The organism is Amycolatopsis sp. NPDC114484, assembly GCF_055633755.1.
Genome location: NZ_JBVKDQ010000032.1, coordinates 30668 through 50811, shown reverse-complemented (window position 1 = coordinate 50811; position 20144 = coordinate 30668). Strand labels below are relative to the sequence as shown.

Genomic DNA, 20144 nt, shown 5'->3' with positions numbered 1-20144 from the left:
GCACGAAACGAGACGTACCGTCTCGTTTCGCTGAGCGTAAGTGATTCAGCCCTCCGCCGGGTAAGCGAGATCGACCGGCTGCTCGGCCGGAGGTCCGTCCGGCCACCACTGGCCCGCGACCCGCACGAAGCGGTACCACCGGCTGTCCCGTCCGTACCGGAGCTGCACCGGCCCGGCCGTCACCCGGTTGCGCCACACCTTCACCTCCCCCGGCAATTCCGCCAGTTCCGCGCGCGCCGCCGCCAGCGGACCGGGGCCCGGACTCCATACGTCCCGCAACGCCGCCAGCCCGCTCCGGCCCGCTTCCCGCCACGCCTGCGCCGACACGATCAGCTCCGACGGCGCGACCTCGGCGGCCGCGGCCAGCCCGAACACATCCGCGCCCGGCCGGGCGGCGCGACGGGCCAGGTCCTCGGCGAAAGTCAAGTCCGCCAAGGCATCCCGGGTGTGCAGCAAGCCGAACGCTAGCGACGCGGCGTCGGCGGCAAGCGCGGCGAGAGCAGCGGACGTGAGGCCAGTGCGAGCAGGCGGATCGAGGTCGAGCACCGCGGGCGGACCGGGTTCGCCGGGGAGCGCGGGCAACGGCGGCAGCGGTGCGATCCGGCGCGAGTACGCCTTCTTCGGCGTCAGCCCGACCTCCGGCGCGCGAGCCGGGCGAGCAGCGCTGGGGGTCCGCAATTCGCGCAGCTGAGCCAAAACCGCGTCCCGGCCCCTGCCGCGCAGGGTGAACAGCACGAACGGATCGGCGTCCACCTCGTCGGCGACCAGGTAGTACACCGCCGCCACGTGTTTGCACGGATTCGCGCTGTCCGGACAGGAACAGCGCGGCCGCAGGTCGCCCGGCCCGGGCAGCAGGTCGGCCCCGGCCTCGCGAGCCTGGACGGCCAGTTCCTCCGGCAGCTCCCCGTCGAGCAACGCGGCGGCGTGCCCGAGCCGGCGGCCCGCGACGTCGAGCAGCCTGTCCCATTCCTCCGCGCCGAACTCGCGCATCCGGATGGCGACGCGGTACGGCTCCGGGCGGCTTCCCCGCACCCACGCGGTGATCTCGCCCGCGCTGATCGCCAGCTGGTCCACGACGCCCTTGCGCGCGTACGTCCGCCCGCGCGGCAGCCGGTTCGGGTCCAGCTTGGCGCGCTGCTCCAGCGCTTCCACCCACGCCCGGCCCCACCACCGGCGCCCGAACGTCCGCCGCGGCGGCATCAGCCGCTCCCGAGCCGGACGAGATCGGCGAGCTGGTCGTCGGACAGCTCGGTGATCCAGTCCTCCCCCGCGCCGACGACCGCGTCGGCCAGCCCGCGCTTGGTTTCCAGCACCGCGGCGACGCGTTCCTCCAGCGTGCCCTCGGCGATCAGCCGGTGCACCTGCACCGGCCGGTCCTGCCCGATCCGGTACGCGCGGTCGGTGGCCTGGTCCTCCACCGCCGGGTTCCACCAGCGGTCGTAGTGGATCACGTGCGTGGCCTGGGTGAGGTTGAGCCCGACCCCGCCCGCCTTGAGCGACAACAGGAACACCGGCACCTCGCCGGACTGGAACGCGGCCACCATCTCGTCCCGCCGCTTCGGCCCGATCTCGCCGGACAGCAGCGCGGTGGGCAGCCCGCGCTCGGCGAGCCGCCGCTCCAGCAACCGGCACAGCCGCACGTACTGGCTGAACACCAGCACGCTCTCGCCCTCGTCGAGGATGACGTCCAGCAATTCCTCGAACGCGGCGAGCTTGCCCGACCGTCCGCTCAGCACCCCGGTGCTTTCCTTGAGGTAGTGCGCCGGGTGGTTGCAGATCTGCTTGAGCTCGGTGAGCAGCTTCAGCACCTGGCCGCGCCGCTGCACCCCTCGCGCCTCCCGGATTTGCGCCAGGTTCTCCCGCACCACCGCCTCGTACAGCGTGGTCTGCTCGGCGGTGAGCGGGACGTACCGGTCCGTCTCGGTTTTCCGCGGCAGTTCCGGCGCGATGTCCGGGTCGGTTTTGCGGCGGCGCAACAGGAACGGCCGGACCGTCGCGGCCAGCCGTCCGGTGACCGTCTCGTCCCGGTCCCGTTCGATCGGCCGCGCCACGGTGCGCCGGAACTTCTCCAGCGGGCCGAGCAGCCCCGGCGTGGTCCAGTCGAGCAGCGACCACAGCTCGGTGAGCCGGTTCTCCACCGGCGTGCCGGTGAGCGCCACGCGGGCCGCTGCGGGCACCTGCCGCAGTTCCTTCGCCGTGGCGGACAACGGGTTCTTGACGTGCTGCGCCTCGTCCGCGGCGACCATGCCCCAGTCCACTTCGGACAGCAGCTCCCGATCACGGCGCAGCACCCCGTACGTGGCGAGCACGACCTCGTCCGGGGCCAAGTCGCCGAGATGCCGTCCGCCGCCGTGGAACCGGCGCACCGGCACGTCCGGCGCGAACTTGCCGAACTCGCGTTCCCAGTTGCCCAGCAGCGACGTCGGGCACAGCACGAGCGTCGGCCCCGCGGCCCGCGATCGGCGGTGCAAGTGCAGTGCGATGAGCTGGATTGTCTTGCCCAGCCCCATATCGTCGGCGAGGCAGGCACCGAGGCCGAGTTCGGTCATCGCGATGAGCCAGCCCAGCCCGGCCCGTTGATACGGGCGCAGAGTGGCGGTGAGCCCCGCCGGTTCCTCGACGGGCGCGGGATCCCTTTCGCGCAGCCGTTCGGCGAGCCCGGACAACGCCGGCTGCGGCGCGAACTCGACTCGTTCACCGTCGACCTCCAGCTCCCCGGTGAGCGCGGCGGCGAGCGCTTCGGCGCCCGTCAGGCGCGAACGCCGGGCCCGCATTCGCGCGAGCAGGGCGGGATCGAGTTTCACCCACTGCCCGCGCAACCGGACCAGCGGACGTTTCGCCTCGGCGAGTGCGGCGACCTCCTCGTCGGTGAGTTCGCTGCCGCCGAGGCTGAGCCGCCAGCGGAATTCCAGCAGGCCGTTGAGCGGGAACGCGGGACCGGATTCGCTCGCCGGGGCCTGCGTCACGCTCGCCTTCGCCCGGACCTCGCCGGCGAAAAGATCCTTGGGCCACAAGACTTCGATGCCCGCGCCGCCAAGATCTCGCGCACCGGCGCCGAGCAGGTCGACCACCTCGTCGTCAGACAGCGGGAGCGTGGTCGGTGCTGGTTCGGACAGGATTCGGCCCAGCGGTGGCCAGGCCCGGGCGCCGCGCCTCAGGCCCAGCAGAAGTTGTGTTTCCACTTGGTCGCCCAGCCGGTGCAGGACTGCTTCGGAGGCGTCCCAGAGGGTGGCCGCTTCGACCACCAGGCTCGGTTCGAGGGTGGAACGAACGGCCAGGACCCCGGCGAATTCCTCGTCCGTCGCCTCGATCCTCAGCAGCAGTTGTGCCCCGTCCGGGCGACGGGTTTCGAGTTCGGCGAGCCAGGCCGCGCCGTCCGGGTCCAGCAGTGTGGGTTGCGCTTCCGCGAATGCTGTCCCACCGGAGCCGACTGCGGCCGCCGGACTGCGCACCAGGACGTCCGCTGTGGCGTCCCACACTGCGCGAATCAGTGATTCCGGTGAGTGCAGGCGGATTCGTTTGACACCGGAGAGCGGTAGGGCGTGTGCTTCGGGCGGCAATGCGGCCGCGAGTCCGCGCAGGAGTTCCTCGTCGGCTGCGTCTAGGGGGCCTACTCGCCAGGTGCCCAGGCCGTTCGGGGTGGACGCTGGGCGTAATCGGCCGCGCGCTACCAGGTTTACTCCGGCGTTGAGCACTGCGGACCAGGCTGCGAGGGCTGGGCTGGTCTCGTCGGGGACGACTAGCAGGCGGGGGATGGCGTTCGCCAGTGGTACGAGCCGCGCTACTACCTCGGTGCGGGCGAATTTCCCGGCACCGGGCAGGACTAGCTGGATCGGGGTGTCTCCCTCGATCTCGTCGCCCCACAGCGCCAGGACTCCCTCTCGTGGGGGATCCGAGGGGAGGTAGGTGGCTTGGGTGGTCTGGTCGAACTCCACCTCGGCACGGTAACGCGCGGGGCTGACAGTTTTGCTCGTCGCCTGGCGGCGACGTTGCTGTCGGGGTTGCGCGGGGCACCCCGAAGCCCGATTGTGCTGACGGTTCGGGGGTGCTTGTCAAGGCGGGAAAGCCGAAAACTTGTTTATGACACATAGGGTTTGTGACTGTCCGGCCCATGACCCGGACAGTCATTTCCCCGACAGTGTTTTCCCCTGTCACAGCCATCATCTACCTGCGATTGTCGGACCTGAGGGCCGACGACCTGGACGAACACGGCAACGGCAAGACGTTCAGCAGCCGGGAACAGAAGCTGCGCGAGTTGGCGAAGCGGCTCGGCTGGACCGTCTTGAAAGTTATCATCGAGAACGACGTCAACCGGAAGAACGGCAAAGCCCGTAACGCCTCGGCGTTCAAGCGCCGCAAGGTCACCCTTCCGGACGGCACCACGGTGATGCGGGTGGTGCGCCCGGGGTTCCGCGAGGCCCTGGGCCACCTCCAGGCCGGGCGGGCGAACGGCCTGCTGGCCGAGGACCTCGACCGGACGATGCGCGATCCCCGGGACCTCGAAGACTTCATCGACATCGCCGAGGACCGCAAGGTCAACGCCCGGTCTCTCTCGGGTTCCCTGACGTTCACCGACGGCGGGACCGACGCCGAGATCACGCTGGCCCGGAACATGGTCTCGTTCGCGAACGCATCGAGCCGGGCGACGTCCCGGCGCGTGTCGGCCGCACGGGAGCGGCAGGCACTCGCCGGTACGTGGCACGGCGGACGCCGGCCGTTCGGGTTCGAAGAGGACGGTGTCACGAAGGTCCAGGCCGAGGCCGAGGTGATCCTCGATTGCTCGGAGCGGGTCGTCCAGCTGAATCAGAAGACCCGGAAGCTGTGGAGCCTGCGCGAGCTTGCCGCAGAGCTGCGCGAGGGATCGGTCCCGACGGTCAGCGGGGCGCCGTGGTCCTCGCCGATCCTTCGGAGCATTCTTCTACGTCCCCGTAACGCCGGGATCTCGTCCTACAAGGGAGTGGAGCTGGGCAGGTTGCCGGGCGAGCCCATCGTCGGCATGAACTTGTACCGGGCGGTCGTCCAGCTGCTGACCGACCCGTCTCGGAGCACGCGGGAGCCGGGCGTGGGCAACGCGCCGCGCTGGCTCGGCACGGCTCTGTACCTCTGCGGCATCCACCGGAACGGCACCTCGTGCCACGTCAAGTCCAACGGCAACGGCCACAGCCGCACGCCCCGCTACGCGTGCAAGGCTGCCCACCACCTCGCGCGTCACGCGATCAACGTCGACACCTACGTGCAGGCGACGCTGCTCAACCGCATCGCCCGCGATCCCCGGTTCGTCGAGGCGTTCATCTACCGGGCTCCGGAACCCGAAGTGGACGTGGAAGCGCTGCGGCTGGAGGCGGAAACCATCCGTGTCAACCTGGACGGGCTGGCGCAGGATCACGTGCTCGGCTTCGTTGACAGGTCGCAGCTGCGCAGCGCCACGCAGGCCGCCCGTCTCCGCCTGGAGGCCATTGACCGGACGTTGTCCGCCTCGGTGGTCGAGTCGCCTCTCCTGTCCTTCGTGGGCATCGAGAACGTGGGCGAGGTGTGGCAGGCTCAGCCGTTGAGCAGCAAGCGGTTCGTGCTCGACACGCTCATGGAAGTGACGCTCAACAAGCCAGCGCGACGGGGTCCGCGGTTCGACACGGCGTCGATCGACATCCGGTTCCGGGATACCGGGGAGCTGGAAGCGGCTGCATGACCGTACCGCCGATCGGGTGGTGATCAACAGAGTGATTACATCTGGACGCTAGTCCATCCGAATTACTTTCACCTTCTCGTGGATGCGCGGGGGTTCGGTAAACACCGTGCACCCCGCGCATCCTCACTCTCCGCATTCCTCTGCCGGTTTTGTAACCCGATCAGCCCAGTGGTTCAAGATCGGTTGCACTGAGAAATTTGCCGTTGTTGAATCCGGATGCCCCCAAACGGGGGGTGGGTTTGCACACGGGGGGTGTGCAAACCGTAAAGACCCGGACAGGAAGTGTTACCACTGATGGTTCATGTTGCGCTGATCGTGGTCGTGGAAGAGGAGGGCTCTTACGACCACGGGGCGAGTGCCGAGGGGGCGCGCGCGACGTTCTACAAAATCGACCTCGATTCGCCGGTGAGCGAGCGGACTGTTCACCGTGTCTTGAAGAACCACCGTCGTCCGCCGCGCGATCGTTCCGCCGAATTTCCGGCGGTCCCGCCGGAGGAAGAAGACGACGCGGCCACCGTCCGCGAATGGGCCCGCCGACGGCAGCTGCCGGTGAGCGCGCGGGGCCGCATCCCTGAGCAGATCCGCAAGGAATACGACAAGGAACGGGAAGAGGCCCGGCGAAGCACCGTCGCCGACGCCGTGGAGCAGGCGGCCGTCGAGCAGGAACAGTGCGCGAGCGTCGTGCAGCTCCAGAGCTGCCGGCGGCATCGCAACGGCACGACCGGGTCGGACTGAGAACGGGGGCCAGTTCCGATGGCGCAGAAAATCGAAACCACCGTCACCTACGTGGACGACCTGGACCCGTCCCAGGACGCCACCACCAGCAAGACATTCGAGGTCGGCAACCGCAAGTTCGGCATCGACCTGTGCGAGGCCAACGCCGAGCGGTTCGACAGCGACTTTCGCGCGTGGACGGACGGGCTGACGAAGCGGACGTTCAGGGTCGGCAAGAAGCTGTACACACGCTGGCTCGGTGCGGCTGATGCCGAGGCGTTCGACCGCATGGTCGCGTACTGGAGCAAACCTGCGAAGCGGGTCCGCGACGACGAGGCGACGACACGGACTCCGTCGAAACCCCACGTGCGCGGCACTCTGCCGACGGTTCTGCCCGAGCCGGTGCAGGGCCAGGCGTGGTGGACGGACCCGCCGCCGCCGATCAGCAGGAAGACAGCCAAGGCGTTCTCCGCAGCGCGCGGCATTGTCCGTGCCTGGGCGCGCAAGAACGGGTGGCCCGACCTCGGCGAGCGCGGCATCGTTCCGCACGCCGCGTACCAGCGGTGGTTCACCGAGGTCTGGTCCGCGATGGACGCTCCGTCGTGGGACCGGCTCGGCCGGGAAGACACGGGCTCCGGCGGCAAGCGCAGGCAGACACCGCGCCGCCGCACGAAATAAGCACCAGCACAACGCGATTGGACACCATGTCAGCCAACGACGACGAGACCACCGACGTCGACGAATACCTTCGCAACAACCCGAAGTTCGCCCAGTGCCGCAAAAAAGGGCACGACTTCCCCGACGAGGACGACGTGCCGATCCTGGAGGCGTACAACGACTCCGATGCCACGCACGAGCAGGTCTTCGTGTGCTCCCGTTGCAAGCGCACGAAGCGGTCGCGGTTCCGGATCGCCATGCGGCGCGGCCGGGTGGAGACCTACGTCGAACTGGCTCCGCGCAGCGGCTACACCGAGGGCTACCTCGCAAAAGGGGTGCGGATCAGCCGCCAGTACGTCCGCGAGGTCTCGATCCGAGCGACCCTGGAACGCCAGGCCGCCGACGCGCGCCGCGCCAGGAGCGCCAGCCGCAGCCGGAAGACCGCTGCCGTCCGCACGGGCCGGAGCGGCCGGAAGGCGGCGGTAGCGTGACCGCGCCCGCGGTGCTCGCGCCCGCGTGGCGGATGTGGACGGGGTCGTGCCTGATGCTCGCGGCGCGGTTGCGCAAACCGCGCGGCGTGCGGCTTGTGCTGGACGACGGCACCGAGATCCCCTGCTCCTGCTCGCTTGACGGCGTGCTGGACAGCGGCGAAGTGATGTGGTGGGCGTCTCCGGTCGACGGCAGGAACGTGCCCGTCGACCGGCTGCACGGCGTCGAAGTGGACGACCTGCCGCCCGGCGCGGCACTCGGGCTGTGCGCGGACCTGGACCACACGGCGTCGTAACCGGCGACGCGCCCCGCCGCGATCAGCGGCAGAAGCCTCGCTTCCTGCTGGTTCGCCAGCAGGAAGCGGGCGGGGGCTGCGGAGCGCGGAGGGGCACCGGCCAGGATCGGCAACCCTGACCCGGACAGGAATCGAATGGGAAATCCTGGCCGGTATTCGCAGCTCCCGGAAGGACGCCCGGCGGGCCGAGCAGGCGGCGGCTCGCCGGGCCAATCCTCAATCACACACAGAACGCGATTCACGCGCACTTGCTGCCACGCGGGAGCGGTGCGGGATCAGCCGTCGGTATCTGGTTGAAAGATCATCTACCTGAGCCTGGACAGGGTCGGACTTCGCATCGTCGCGCGAACACGCTAGAGTGTCCGCCGTCGGTTCCATTCGATGATCCTGTCCGGGTCAATTAAGTGTTACCGACAGGCGGTCCCCGGCGTTCGCGTCGGGGGCCACCTCTTTTTCAGGGTTGATTTCCGCAGGTCAGGGCACCGTTGAGAATATCGGGTCACTGTTATTGTCCGGTCCGGCTGCCGGAATCTACGATTAACGAGTGCCTGTAAACAACAAGGCGCAAGACCCGGACAGTCCCTCGCAACGCTTCCGCGACTCGCTGCTGCGCGCATTGTTTCGACTGGTCAGGCCGCTTCCGGCTTGACCAGTCGCGACTTCGCGCGCCGCTCCCGCGCGCGGTCGCAGGGACATGGAACCCCGATAAAGAATGGACCCGGACATCGTGAATACCGATTGCGACACCTCATCCGGTGTGCGCGCGAACGTGTACATCGAAATGCAAGACGGGCAACAAGATCCGCGATTCGAGGCGTATCTGACCGGCTATCCGAACGCGGACGGGTACGCCGAGCCGTGCTTCTCCAAGCCGGTCGCCGAAGAAGTCGTCGCCTGGACCAACCGGATCGCCGAGGACGACGCGGAATCCCCTCGTTGCGAGTGGTCGCGGGAGGGATACGTCCTCGTGTTCACCCCGGACAGTCCCTTCCGGCCTTCGGCGGTGGTGCAACCCGACGACGACGGCCGCTATGCCCTCGGCCTCGGCTGGGCGTGGCAGGTCGAGGAGGTCGACCAGTGAGCGAACTGCGCGGCCTCGTCGTCACCCCGGACGGCATGATCGAGGAGAAGATGCTTCCCCCGGCGGGCCAGGACTTTTTGGACGCCCTGAGTTCGGTCATCAACTGCGACACCGTCGAAGCGGTGCGCCTCGACGCGGACGGCCTCGACGCCACGATGTACGCGGACGAGCACGGACACCAGGTGCAGCTCCCGATGCCCAACGAGTACGCCACCGTCATCGTGTACGGCTTCAACGGCACGGTTCGCCAGATGTACTACGGCACGGCCGTGTTCCTCGGCGGCCCCGACGGCAAGGGCGACGACACCTCGCTGTCGGACAAGGCGGACATCTACGTCCGCTATCTGATGTTCGAGATCAAGCGCGGGCGCCTCGGCATCCGCCGCGTCCCAGGAGGCCAGTTCTGATGACCGAACAGTCCGCTGTGGTCCATCCGGAGTACTTCGCTTTTGAGATCGGCACCATGAGCCTCGCCGGTGCCGTCACCGACCGCGGAGACGGCCGGTGCACGGTGCGCGGCAGGTTCCGCGACAGCCTGACCGGTGCCGCTGACCACTTCCGATTCCGTTCCGTGGCGCGGGAATCGTTCGCCGATCTGGTCCGGTCGTTCGCCGACAACATCGCACCGGCCCGTGAATCGTCGTACGGCTTCTGGTGCGAAGCGCATTACGCGGAGCTGGAGGGCAAGCCTCAGTTCGTCCACGACGAGAACGCCCGGACCTGGGATCTCGACCTGAGCGACATGGAATGCCCGCACGGCGATGACCTCCTGGACTGCCGTCCGACGTGGCGCATGGGAAACGTTGCGCTGGAAGGACATCCGCGATGAGCAGCGAAGGAGGACTCGCCCGGATCATCCGGGAGATGATCGTGTTCACCTGGCAGTCGCAGGCCGAGCAGTACCCGGCCGAAGGCCCGCCCGGCATCGGCTACTTTCGCGGCGACCTGTCGGCGGGATTCGGTCCCGGTGCCTACGTCGACTGCCTGCTGTTCCGCGACGCGGTCGGAAGCCTGGTCGGCATCCTCAACCACTACCCGCAGGATTTCCCGCCCCACGAGAAAGCCGGGGCGATCACCGTGTTCGTCCGGCCGGACCCGGCAACGCCGGGGCGTCGGCACGAAACTCGTGCAGGAAGCGATGTCCCGCTGGCACATCGACCTGTTCAAGCAGCAGTGCACCGCAGATGGCTTGCCCTTCGCCGAATCTCTCCTGCGGGCAAGGGACCGGGCCGATGGCTGACCGGTTCTGCTCCTTCGGCACGGGCACGGAGGCCGCCACGCATTTCGTCACCTACTTCAAGAACGGCGACGAAGGACGCTACTGCTGCCCGGCGCACCTCGGCGAGGCCGTCGACACCGTGCTCGGCGACCCGCGCACCAGCAAGCGCGCCGACGCGACCGTGAAACGACTCCCCAGAAAGGAGGCCGCCGACAGTTCGGTGCTGTGTTTCCCGGTCTGATCCGGAAGCCCTGCATCGGCTCCGCCGCCTGCTCTCTTCGGAGGCAGGCGTGCGGTGTCCATACAGGACAGTCATTGACCCGGACAGGATCAGGAAGGACCACGGCAATGAACGACGAGCCCGAATCGATCGCGGACAAGCGGCTGGCCGACGCCGACACCGACGTCATCTGGCAGCAGCTCGGCCGAAAGCTCCTGCTGGAGCTCAGCGCCCGCGACCTCGTCTACACCGACGACGGGGTGATGTTCCGTTACGGCCCGTACCGCCCCGGCAAGCACCGCAAGATCATCGTCAAGCTCAACGGCCGCGACCTCTACGAACTGGAGGTCGGCTACTACCGGCACCCGGATTACAAATGGGTCGTCGTGCGACAGGAGTCCGATGTGGACGTCGAATCGCTGCGCGACGCGGTGCGGCGGCTGGCCGCGAACGGACTGGACGCGTGAGCGTCCGCTTCCGGCTCGTCCCGGCGGCGCAGCACGAGCCGGAAGAACCCGAGGACAGGCGTGACCAACCCGTTCCCCCTCAACCGGAACGGCAGGGAAAGGGGCGGCCCGCGATCGGCGGTTCCATCCGCCAGGAACTCGGCGACGACCTCAAGGCACTGGTCGAGACGTGGGCGATGGGCAACGGCACCAACCGGGCCGCCGCCGTCCGGATCCTGTTGCGGCGGGCCGTCGAACAGGAGTTGAGCCCCACCGCGCGCACCGTCCTCGTCGAGGGCGACGACCTGCGCGTCCTGCTCCTCCGGCTCCAGGCCGACGGCCTCCGCCGCGCGCGCTTCGCATTCGACACCGGCCTCACGGTCCAGCTCAACGACGGGCCGTGGACGGCCCCGCTCGGACACCTCGACCACTCCGCACCGCACCAGGAAAAGGGCTGAACCCATGAACCCCGACCTCTGCTACGCCACGCACGACCTCCGCGAAGCGCTCCTCGCCCCGGCTCCGCGCGACCCTGCCGGACGGCCGCTCGGCACCGCCCTGCCCATGGGCAGCGAGACCGCGTTCCGCGCACAAGCTACGGCCCGGCTCGGCGGCACACTGTCCGCCGTCACCCTCAGCAATGCCGACTGGTCCGAGACCTACCAGTACTTCAAGGGCCTGGCCGACCCGGACTTCGCCGCCGAGGTGGCCGAGGACTGGACGGTGAAACCGCGCAGCGTGCGCGCGGTCCAGCTCACCGACGCGAACCGCGGGCGCATCCGCGCCTGGATCGAAACGGCAGGCGGTGAAGTCGTCTGGACCGGAACGGCAGCGAACGAACGGAAAGCCCTGGCCCTGGTCACGCGCACCGGGGAGGAGACCGCCTGCTCGGGCGACTACATCGTGCACACAGGCGGTCGGGTCGGCTGGACCGTGAACCGCAAGGGCGGGTTCCTCGCCGACCACGACCGCAAGCCGAAAGGCCGGTGAGCAGCCCGTGGACGACGACGCCCGCGCTTTCTTCCGGCGGACACCGCTGCCCTGCCCCGTCCCGTACGGCACCCGCATCCGCCTGACCGGCCCGATGAGAAACGACCCCGACCCGCTGCCGGTCGGTTCCGAAGGCACTGTGACCGGCGGCAACGGCGGGCAGCTGTGGATGAAGTGGGACAACGGCCGGTCCCTGATCCTGCTGACCGACGAGGACTCGTACGAGGTCATCGGCACCGATGTGGGCGAGTTCGCCCGCCTGCTGCGCGAGAACACACCTGAGCTGCACAGCCTGGAACTCAGCCGCAAAGCCGCTGGTCACGTCGCGCTCGGCATGATCCATGTCCGCCGCGACCAGCGACGCAAGGGAGTGGCCGAACGCACCATGCGTCTGATCACCGAATGGGCGGACTTCCACGGCCTCGTGCTCGCGGCCACCCCGTCGCCGCTGGTGTCCGAACGGCCGCAGACCAAGGTCACGCTGCTCAAGTACTGGCTCGCGCGTCACGGGTTCCGCCTCAATCGCGGCCGCAGGCACGACGCCGAGATCGGCGAACGCTGCTACCGGATGCCGAGAACGGAGCGCCCGTGACTGATTCGCTGCCCGCGCCGAACATCCACGGCAACTACCACGGGGCCTGCGTGGCGTGCATGACCGGAACCGACACCGGCCTCGCCTTCATCGGCGACGCCGAGTTCGCCGCCGCCGGCCTCGTCGCGCTCGGCATCCCGCAGGACCAGGTCCCGGTGATTCTCGCTGCCGCGGTCGGCAGCACCGACGGGCACCTCCCCGAAGGAGATATGCCCGTGGTCGTACGCGTCTGCGCATCCTGCGCACGCACAAGTGAACTGGAGGTCGGACTGTGGCCAAACATCCCGCTCTACGTGAAGAAACCTCTGCCGTGAGCGTTCCCCAGGTAGCCGAACTGGCCTCTCTCGAGGACGTGGTGGGCGACCTGCCAGACCCAGGCCTCCGGGAGCTGGCCACCCTCGTCAGCAACCTCACCGTCCGTGTTCAAACCGAGCTGGCCGCTCGCAGACGCGGCCGGACAGGGCCGCTGCACCTGAGCCCCGCTGTCGTCGTCCGCTTCCGCACGCGCGCGTCGTGCGTGTTCTGCCGACACGTCTACCTCGCGAACCTCATCACCGATCACCTGCTGACCGAACACCGTCAAGACCTCGAACAATGGCGGGACCGACGAGTCGTCTGATCCTTCGATCCAGCATCAACAGGTCCCCGGCGCGAACACTCGCACCGGGGACCTGGTTGCCCGCAACCCGCGCTGCACGGGGCCAGGACCGTCGGATCGGCGGATTGGACAAGCGTCAACGGCCACTATCGTGCCTAGCCGGGGCAGGTGCGATCAACAACGAGATGCCATGCACCAGTGAAGGGGCGAAAGCTATGGAGAGCACAGAAAACGAGGCCGAGAACCCCGGCCAGGCGAAGCGGCGCCGTCGCTGGCCTTGGATCACCGGTGGCGTTGTCGTCGCCGTCGTCGTGGCGGCCGGGGTGATCGGCGCGTTCAACCGGGACAAACCCACTGGCGATAGTGCATCAGCGCCGCCAAAGCCCGCCAGCTCACCGGCCGCTCCGAGCCCGGTCAAGTCGAGCCCGCCAGCGTCGAGCACAACAGCATCGACCACGGCAGAGCGCCCAGCGAGCACACCGGCTGCCCCGCCGGCCGATCCCGCCGACAAGCTACGCGTCGTCTTCCACACCGATCACTCAGGCAAACCGTGGTTCGGCAAGGTAACCGCGGTCGAGCTCGACGGGCGGGCCGTGATCGGCCGATCCACCATGACCGACGGTGACAATGGAGCACGCGCAGCCTGCGAAGCACTGCGCAGCTCAGCGACAAAAGTCCCCCTCGACTTCCAATCCGTGGCCATCCGCGACGCAACGGACAAGACCGTTTCCCACTGGAGCGGACTCACCGGAGACACCGCCTGCACCAGCTAGCCCGGGTCCAACCGTCCGCAGGACACGCATCAAGCGTGTCCTGCGGACACATCTGTCGTCCTCTGCCGCCACGAGTACGTCGCTGACCTTGACTCTAAGCACCTGCTGCTCGAACACCACCGAGGCATCGACCTATGAAGGCCCCGCCGAGCTGCTGGTCCTTCGGCCCACAGGCAGCGACCCCAGCGCGATGGTTAGCGGTCAGGTCAGGCCCTGCGAAACCCTCGGCGTCGGCCATTCGTAAGCCAGAATCGAGTAGAGGAGCGAGTCTCGCCACGAACCATTTGTGTAAACATGGTCGCGAAGGAGCCCCTCATTGGTGAATCCCAATTTCTTCACAATCTGATGAGATGCATCGTTTTCGGGACCAATAGCGGCCGTTACGCGATGAAGCTCTAACTCGGAAAATGCAAAGTTGAGCATCGTTGTCACAGCATCCGTCGCATACCCTCGTCGCCAATGATCTGCTGCGACGGCATATCCGATCTTTGCGGCCTTGACGCCGGACAGTGCGAGCCTGCAAAAACCAACCAGGAATCCCGGAGCTTCAAGCTGGACTACGGCGAGGTAGTACTCCTCGCGCGGTGAAGTTGCCGCTCTCCGAATGGCTCCGTCAATCATGGAACGCGCGGCTTCTTTATTGCGGCTGTCGAAGGAGAGGGATCGGGTGACACGATCGTCGCCTATGATTGAAAAAACCGCTTCCGCGTCATCGGTGCGAAATTCACGAAGCAGCACCTTGGAGCCGCGTAGTTGAAGCTGAGTCAAAACAATCTCCTACTTTTCGAGTAGTAGAGGCTGGGAAACGAAGGACCTCATCGAGTCGCCTAGTTCGCGCACGGGACGCGTGTCGATAGCGGTCGCGGCTGCGACCTGTTGCACGTTCTTCACCGCAGTGATTACACCGTGCGTGCGTAGCTCCCTCGGCATGGAGAGGACTTGCTCCATGGCTGATACTGCGCCGTCGAACTCGCCTTGGCTAAGTCGTGCCGTGGCCAGTGCGCACCTTACCCCGGCCTCGTCCCCGAAAGCGCGGTTGCCAATGGGGTCGTGTTCGTATAGTTCGATCGCTTCGAGCGCATTCGCTTCGGCCTCATCTGCCGCGCTCGTTCCGGCCCACGCCAAAGATTCCGCCGAATAATAGAGTTCGCGCTGTCGGGTAAAAGTACAGAAACCGCCAAGCCCATCGAGGTCGTCAAGGCGAACAGAATCACGTGCATCACGTGCTCGATTTATCGCGTCTCGTGCATCTTTATGGCGACCGAGTGCGGCAAGCGCACGCGCTTCGCCTACCGCAAGCCATACACTTGAGGTGTTGCGACTCCCAATCGCATACTGGCCGCCCTCTTGGGCGTATGAAAGTGAGTCCGAATAACGTTCGGCCCAGTATGCAATTAGCGATTGCAAGCCCTTTGACCATGCCTTAAGCCCGACATGGTCGGCATTGTTGGCTGCGGAGAATGCGGCCCGAGCGTGAATCATTGCTTTATCCGATAGTCCAGTGTCATGCGCCGCTCTGGCCATCAATCCGGACGCAACGCCAGCCAGTAGACTCAGTTCGCGCGCCTGCGAGGGCTTCTGGCGGCCTTCGAGCAGTTCGAAAGCTTGCTCTTGTGTGGTGCTCATCTCGCTTAGGAGACCATCGAGTGGTTCCCGTTGGTATCGAATCGCCAGGCTTCGTACGTCATCCGCCAACTGGGCAATGGTTTCAGGGCCCACGTTCGATACCTCTGTCCTGCTCAGGAAATCGCGAGCCCGTGCTGCACTCGCCGATATCAGCTTGCGTTGCCAATCCAGATCGTCAAACTTGGTTGACGGCCCGAGAAGGGTGCTGGGGGTCTCCTGACGCACCAACCCACTGCCGTGAGGGGGGCCGAGAAGCCGGGTGATGGGCTCGTCGAAGATCTCCTCAAGTGCCAATCGCGACTCAGCGTAGGGTTCGCGCCGCATCTCGCCGGTAGCCCACCGGCGGGCCTGCCTCTCGGACACTGGCTGACCCGTGATGGCCTGCACGCGGTCCGCGAGAGTCCTCAGGGACATGCGCCTGTGGTCCATGACCTGTGCCAACCGCGTTTGAGGAAGTTCCTCCTCCATGGCACCTCCGATCCTCGGGCTTTCAACAGGCTAAGGCCCGCAGTCCCTTCGCGGCGACCAGTCAGCCAAGAAGTCACGAGATGTCACGAGATGTCAGAAGATGTCACTTCTCCCGGTCTTCCGATGTCACTCCTGGTGGCAGGAAGCTGGTGCGACTGAGAGATCACCCCGTGTGATCGCACATGTCGAGTCCAAGGAGCGCGATGACCCGCGATGGCCCTGATCAGCGTCATGATTCGACGCTTGCGCTGATCATTGCGACACCTTGACTGTTTGGTCATCCCCGACCGTGAGCACGACAGGCGCGGGCGCGCTGGCCGGGGCGCGAAGACGGCAGGCGAAGAGGTTCGAGCCTGACGGAATGCCTGAACCCAGGCTCCCTCGTTCGCCTGCCGTCTCTAAGCCGCGGTGGAGGCGGCTGACCCCCGACCACCGCCTCCGCCGCGTTCCACCTTGCTGATTCGCCGGCCTCGCAAACGAACAGGACGCGCCCTGGTGATTGAGGACGAGATGTTTGAGACATTCCCAGCGCTTCAGGGTCTGGCGAACTTGTGCGACGCCGGATGGGAGTTCCTGCCGAGGATGCAGGAGGGCGAGGTCATGGTGATACGGGGCATCTACGCGTGGGGCGAGGGGTCGGCGGACGTGATCGCTGTGAGGGGATTAGACGACGCTGTCGGGATGCGGCTGGACCCTGGCGACTGGCGGGTCTGGGAGTACACCGGGGGCTTGGCCGAGGTGGTGGACGCGCTCCAGAGCTTGCCGCATCCGTTGCTCCCCTGCGCGCCGCGGTTGGCTCTCGGCCACGGTCCGACGTTGTGGTTGCCGACGGGCGCATTCATACGGAAGCCGTTGCATATCGCAGTGGGGAGGGTTGGAGCGTGGGCAGGAAACGATGGGACGACCTCGATTGGGAAGTCCACCAGGGCGTAGAACACCAGCTCGACGCGGAAATCGTCGAGGTGCACGACTGTCCTGGCACTGCGGACTTCTCCGGTGTCGTGCACACGAAGCACGGCGCTGTCTTCGTCAAGGCGGTCAATCAGGACGATCACAGTCAGACGATGGCGCGGGCCGAGGAGCAGCGATTGAACAAACTGCTTCCCGGTGCGGCCCCGCGCTTGTTGTGGTTCAACCAGAACATGAACTGGGCTATCACGGGGTATGAGTACGTTCCCGGGCGGTGCGCACGCCTCCGGCCCGGTTCGGGCGATGTGCGCACCGTGGTGAAGTTGCTCGCCGAACTGGCCGTTCCTGAAGTGGCCGGCTCCTCGTTCTTTGATTCGCTGGCTGCTCGCTGGTCGGCAGATTCGCCGTGGCGAAACCTGGTCAAGAATCATATGCACAAGCTGACGACGTGGGAGCGTGAGAATCTCGCGCAATTTGTCGACATGGAACAGCACGTTCGCTACGTGCTGTCGGCTGGAACCGGAATCGCGCACGGTGACATGTCGGAGTCCAGCATTTTGTTCGACCGCAACGGTTTTGCCAGGATCGTGGGGTGGACGTGGGCGACGCGTTCTCCGGCATGGGTCGACGCCGCGATTGTCGTCGTGCGGCTGGTGGAGGCGGGATACGCGCCGGAAGAAGCCGAGAGCATCGTGTCGGCAGTGCCGGCATGGGCGGAGGCGAGCGCGAGTTCGCTGGACGCGTTCGCCGTTGCGCTGCTGGGGCGTTGGATACTCCACAGTCGGCATCCGAGTCTCATCGACGCGGCACGATGGTATTCCGAATACCGACTGCTCGACGCAAGACAGAAAGCGTAGGGCGACATGACGAACGATGTCGATTACCACGCCCTCGCCGCGTCGGCGATGATCCTGCTGCTGCCCATCATCTCGACCGCACTGTCCATCGGCGGGTCAATGTGGATCAATCACCGCAGAGAGAAGCGGTTTCGCGCGCTGCGCAACGACGCCAAGCACTGGCGCGACGAGGCTTTCGCCATATGGCAGAAGATGAACACCGAGAACACTGTTCAATTCGGACGGGCGGGCGAGCCGGACAAGCCCCTCACGGTCCACGGCCAGACGGTCGGCGGGCCGCCGGAACGGCCCGGCCGGGACGGCGCTCGCCACCGCCCGCCCGGAGCCATGGCTCCGCAGTGGCCGGGCGGCGACCCGGATTTCCCGGACCGGCCGACGATCAAGGAGACGCGCACGCGAAATGACGACCGTAGCCGACAACGCGAAGAAGCTTCGTGCGCTCGCCGATCAGGTTCCGGGCAGGGCTGAATTCGGTCCCATTACGAGTAAGTACTTTGACCTGGCTGAGAGCTTCCGGGAAATTCTTGGCGCCACCAAAAGCGAAGACCGTCTCACGACAGCCGTGTACGACGTGTGCGAAATGGTGAACAAAGCTTCGATTGAATCGCAGAAGCTGCCCGCTTTGATCAGGAAAGCCGCTGACGTCCATCTGCAGTAACCGGAGGGGACAAGAATGAGTATTCAAGAACAGGCGCAACAGCTCGCGCAGGTGGGGCAGCAGGTTCCGCAAGCTGCTGTTGAGCAGCTCATGACCGGGCTGGACGCCGCGTACATGGAATGCCAGAACATTCTCGGTGACACGGAGGGGCTGAAAGAGATCGGCGGCGCGATCAATGAGGCCAAGCAGCAGCTCCAACAGGTGCAGGCTGCGATGGCGCAGGTTGCCGAGACGATCGCTCAGAGGGCTGCGCATCACCAGGCCGGATGACGATCCAGGACGACGCTGCCGCGCTCGGGGCCGCCGCACAAGGCGTTCCGGTCGCAGCCTGCGCTGCGGCAGCGCAGGAGTTCGGCCGCGTCGTCCACGTGGTGGGCACCCTGCTCGGCTCGAACGACGAGCTGACGCAGTTGTGCGGCCAGTGCGAGCGACTGTGGGCTGATGCGTTGGGCGCGGTGGAAGCCGTGCAGGTGGCGATCGCGCGAGCCGCCGAGGCTCACACCGAGCCGCTGACGGCAGACAGCGCCGCCGCGGCCCGGTCGCCGAAAGACGAGGAGGGGGCCGATGATCACGACGACGAACCCCCGCCGGTCGAGGCACCCGACGGCTCGAAGTACCCCAGCAAAGCGGGATTCTGCGCTGACTCCCTCCCGCCGCGCGTCAAGCCCGGGATGGGAGAGAAGACCGTGGGATTCGTGGACGGGAGCCTGAACCGGTTCACGTCGGGAATCGACGGAACCTACACGCCCGAGGCCCAGGCAGGGCTCCAGGCGGCCGGGCTGGACTCCCGTTCCGCCGACTTCCTCAGCAGCCACGTGGAAATCAAGGTAGCCACGGACATGATCAAGCAAGGCAAGCAGTCAAGCGAACTGGTGATCAACAACGTGCCATGCGAACAACGGACAGGACCGATGGGCAAGCCGCAACCGGGCTGCGCGGAAGCGCTCGTGCGATATCTTCCGCAAGGGTCCAAGCTCACGGTGCACGGGACGACCAGCGACGGCGAACCGTTCACGAGAACCTATGAGGGTCAGCGATGACAGACGAATACGCAGGTCAAGAAGGCTACGACATCGCTGGGCTCGGCGGAGACCCCACGAACCTTGTCGCGGCGATGAAGCACGCGAACACGGTCCGGAAATACCCGGACCGAGGGACGGTCTGGTGGATCCACGACACCGAGGGCGAGAGCTGCCTGGTCGCGGGAGTTCGCGGCGATCGCGGGGTGCTCACGTGGCAGGACGGTTCCGACAGCCCGGGACTGCGCCCGGCCCAAGCGGACAACCAATTCTATGTCGATTACTTCACGTGGGCAGGGCACCACTACGTCCAGGCCCCCCGCCGCGAAGTGCCGGTCGAACTGGTCCTCGACGCCGTCAGCGAATACGTCTCGACGCGTGCCCGGCCGACCTGCCTCGACTGGACCGACGACGCCGCAGCGTCGTTCAAGGAATTCCAGGACGAGGACGCGTTCGTGATCACCGATTTCTCGCTGCTGGGCGCGCTGCCGGAACAGATGCGCACCCTCGCGGCATGGCCGCACGAAGGCGCAACGCCGCCGGCCGGACGCGCCTGGACGCTGCACCGGGACCCCAGCCCCACCTCGCCCGTCCTGATCGCGGGAGTGCGCGGCGACCTCGGCACCCTCGCGTGGCGAAACGAGACCGGCGAGACCTACGTCCCTACCGGCGGCCAAGATCCCGGCGGGAAGTACACGGCCCGCAGCGGGCTCGCGTTCGAGCAGGAACGGGGAAGCGAAGTCCCCGTCGACGTCGTCATTCAGGCTGTCGTGGACTTCATCGGGTGGCGCACGCAGCCGAGTTCCGTCACCTGGGTGCCAGCACCGGACCCGGCAGCCCGGTAACG

At 66.8% G+C, this 20144-nt stretch carries 26 protein-coding genes; 22 read left to right on the top strand and 4 right to left on the bottom strand.

The genetic code is table 11. The features are described from left to right. Window positions 1-45: 45 nt before the first annotated feature. Both ACZ7SW_RS41465 and ACZ7SW_RS41460 read right to left on the bottom strand, forming a co-directional pair. Window positions 46-1200 carry an SWIM zinc finger family protein gene (locus ACZ7SW_RS41465; protein WP_470235845.1) on the bottom strand — a complete coding sequence of 385 codons (1155 nt, stop codon included), beginning with the start codon at window positions 1198-1200 and terminating at the stop codon, window positions 46-48. Beyond that, window positions 1200-3935 (bottom strand): DEAD/DEAH box helicase, encoded by a 2736-nt coding sequence (locus tag ACZ7SW_RS41460; protein ID WP_470235844.1) that lies wholly within the window; start codon window positions 3933-3935, stop codon window positions 1200-1202. Before ACZ7SW_RS41460 ends, ACZ7SW_RS41465 begins: the two co-directional genes overlap by 1 nt. Window positions 3936-4111: 176 nt before the next feature. Here ACZ7SW_RS41460 and ACZ7SW_RS41455 point away from each other — a divergent pair, with 176 nt between their 5' ends. From ACZ7SW_RS41455 to ACZ7SW_RS41380, 16 genes are all read left to right on the top strand, one after another. Then, entirely contained in the window at window positions 4112-5686 is a 1575-nt protein-coding gene (locus ACZ7SW_RS41455) for a recombinase family protein (RefSeq protein WP_470235843.1), read from the top strand. Between the two features lie 294 nt (window positions 5687-5980). Next, window positions 5981-6421, top strand: coding sequence for an Lsr2 family DNA-binding protein (locus ACZ7SW_RS41450; protein ID WP_470235842.1), 441 nt, complete (start codon window positions 5981-5983; stop codon window positions 6419-6421). Between the two features lie 18 nt (window positions 6422-6439). Beyond that, entirely contained in the window at window positions 6440-7078 is a 639-nt protein-coding gene (locus ACZ7SW_RS41445; RefSeq protein ID WP_470235841.1) for an Lsr2 dimerization domain-containing protein, read from the top strand. A gap of 26 nt (window positions 7079-7104) precedes the next feature. Beyond that, window positions 7105-7548 carry a hypothetical protein gene (locus tag ACZ7SW_RS41440; protein ID WP_470235840.1) on the top strand — a complete coding sequence of 148 codons (444 nt, stop codon included), beginning with the start codon at window positions 7105-7107 and terminating at the stop codon, window positions 7546-7548. Beyond that, window positions 7545-7841 (top strand): hypothetical protein, encoded by a 297-nt coding sequence (locus ACZ7SW_RS41435; RefSeq protein ID WP_470235839.1) that lies wholly within the window; start codon window positions 7545-7547, stop codon window positions 7839-7841. Before ACZ7SW_RS41440 ends, ACZ7SW_RS41435 begins: the two co-directional genes overlap by 4 nt. Before the next feature lie 712 nt (window positions 7842-8553). Beyond that, a complete protein-coding gene (locus ACZ7SW_RS41430) occupies window positions 8554-8922 on the top strand; it encodes a hypothetical protein (protein WP_470235838.1) in 369 nt (122 codons plus the stop codon). Beyond that, complete coding sequence (locus ACZ7SW_RS41425) at window positions 8919-9329, top strand: DUF3846 domain-containing protein (protein ID WP_470235837.1); 411 nt, start codon at window positions 8919-8921, stop codon at window positions 9327-9329. Before ACZ7SW_RS41430 ends, ACZ7SW_RS41425 begins: the two co-directional genes overlap by 4 nt. Then, window positions 9329-9751 (top strand): hypothetical protein, encoded by a 423-nt coding sequence (locus ACZ7SW_RS41420; RefSeq protein WP_470235836.1) that lies wholly within the window; start codon window positions 9329-9331, stop codon window positions 9749-9751. Before ACZ7SW_RS41425 ends, ACZ7SW_RS41420 begins: the two co-directional genes overlap by 1 nt. Window positions 9752-10154: 403 nt before the next feature. After that, the gene (locus ACZ7SW_RS41415; protein WP_470235835.1) at window positions 10155-10382 is read left to right on the top strand and encodes a hypothetical protein; all 228 of its coding nucleotides are present in this window, start codon (window positions 10155-10157) and stop codon (window positions 10380-10382) included. A 107-nt stretch (window positions 10383-10489) separates the two neighbouring features. Beyond that, window positions 10490-10828: a hypothetical protein gene (locus ACZ7SW_RS41410; protein WP_470235834.1), complete on the top strand. Its 339-nt coding sequence runs from the start codon at window positions 10490-10492 to the stop codon at window positions 10826-10828. Next, entirely contained in the window at window positions 10825-11265 is a 441-nt protein-coding gene (locus tag ACZ7SW_RS41405) for a hypothetical protein (RefSeq protein WP_470235833.1), read from the top strand. Before ACZ7SW_RS41410 ends, ACZ7SW_RS41405 begins: the two co-directional genes overlap by 4 nt. 4 nt (window positions 11266-11269) lie before the next feature. Then, complete coding sequence (locus ACZ7SW_RS41400) at window positions 11270-11797, top strand: hypothetical protein (protein WP_470235832.1); 528 nt, start codon at window positions 11270-11272, stop codon at window positions 11795-11797. A 7-nt stretch (window positions 11798-11804) separates the two neighbouring features. Next, window positions 11805-12389 carry a DUF4314 domain-containing protein gene (locus ACZ7SW_RS41395; protein WP_470235831.1) on the top strand — a complete coding sequence of 195 codons (585 nt, stop codon included), beginning with the start codon at window positions 11805-11807 and terminating at the stop codon, window positions 12387-12389. After that, a complete protein-coding gene (locus ACZ7SW_RS41390) occupies window positions 12386-12703 on the top strand; it encodes a hypothetical protein (protein WP_470235830.1) in 318 nt (105 codons plus the stop codon). Before ACZ7SW_RS41395 ends, ACZ7SW_RS41390 begins: the two co-directional genes overlap by 4 nt. Then, on the top strand, window positions 12700-13008 hold the full coding sequence (locus ACZ7SW_RS41385) for a hypothetical protein (protein WP_470235829.1): 309 nt from the start codon (window positions 12700-12702) through the stop codon (window positions 13006-13008). The genes ACZ7SW_RS41390 and ACZ7SW_RS41385 overlap by 4 nt, the downstream gene beginning before the upstream one ends. Before the next feature lie 194 nt (window positions 13009-13202). Beyond that, window positions 13203-13760 (top strand): hypothetical protein, encoded by a 558-nt coding sequence (locus ACZ7SW_RS41380; RefSeq protein ID WP_470235828.1) that lies wholly within the window; start codon window positions 13203-13205, stop codon window positions 13758-13760. Between the two features lie 201 nt (window positions 13761-13961). Here the strand turns inward: ACZ7SW_RS41380 and ACZ7SW_RS41375 are convergent, their stop codons facing one another. Both ACZ7SW_RS41375 and ACZ7SW_RS41370 read right to left on the bottom strand, forming a co-directional pair. Further along, on the bottom strand, window positions 13962-14528 hold the full coding sequence (locus tag ACZ7SW_RS41375; RefSeq protein WP_470235827.1) for a GNAT family N-acetyltransferase: 567 nt from the start codon (window positions 14526-14528) through the stop codon (window positions 13962-13964). A gap of 9 nt (window positions 14529-14537) precedes the next feature. Next, window positions 14538-15854: a hypothetical protein gene (locus ACZ7SW_RS41370; RefSeq protein ID WP_470235826.1), complete on the bottom strand. Its 1317-nt coding sequence runs from the start codon at window positions 15852-15854 to the stop codon at window positions 14538-14540. A gap of 495 nt (window positions 15855-16349) precedes the next feature. On the opposite strand from ACZ7SW_RS41370, the gene ACZ7SW_RS41365 reads away from it, so the two are divergent. From ACZ7SW_RS41365 to ACZ7SW_RS41340, 6 genes are all read left to right on the top strand, one after another. Further along, a complete protein-coding gene (locus ACZ7SW_RS41365; protein WP_470235825.1) occupies window positions 16350-16787 on the top strand; it encodes a hypothetical protein in 438 nt (145 codons plus the stop codon). Then, window positions 16736-17620 carry a phosphotransferase gene (locus tag ACZ7SW_RS41360; protein WP_470235824.1) on the top strand — a complete coding sequence of 295 codons (885 nt, stop codon included), beginning with the start codon at window positions 16736-16738 and terminating at the stop codon, window positions 17618-17620. Before ACZ7SW_RS41365 ends, ACZ7SW_RS41360 begins: the two co-directional genes overlap by 52 nt. 6 nt (window positions 17621-17626) lie before the next feature. Next, window positions 17627-18088, top strand: a complete 462-nt coding sequence (locus ACZ7SW_RS41355) for a hypothetical protein (protein WP_470235823.1) — start codon at window positions 17627-17629, stop codon at window positions 18086-18088. A gap of 205 nt (window positions 18089-18293) precedes the next feature. Further along, window positions 18294-18548: a hypothetical protein gene (locus tag ACZ7SW_RS41350; protein ID WP_470235822.1), complete on the top strand. Its 255-nt coding sequence runs from the start codon at window positions 18294-18296 to the stop codon at window positions 18546-18548. A 101-nt stretch (window positions 18549-18649) separates the two neighbouring features. Next, window positions 18650-19318 carry a DddA-like double-stranded DNA deaminase toxin gene (locus ACZ7SW_RS41345; protein WP_470235821.1) on the top strand — a complete coding sequence of 223 codons (669 nt, stop codon included), beginning with the start codon at window positions 18650-18652 and terminating at the stop codon, window positions 19316-19318. Further along, window positions 19315-20142 (top strand): Imm1 family immunity protein, encoded by an 828-nt coding sequence (locus ACZ7SW_RS41340; protein WP_470235820.1) that lies wholly within the window; start codon window positions 19315-19317, stop codon window positions 20140-20142. Before ACZ7SW_RS41345 ends, ACZ7SW_RS41340 begins: the two co-directional genes overlap by 4 nt. Window positions 20143-20144 lie beyond the last annotated feature (2 nt).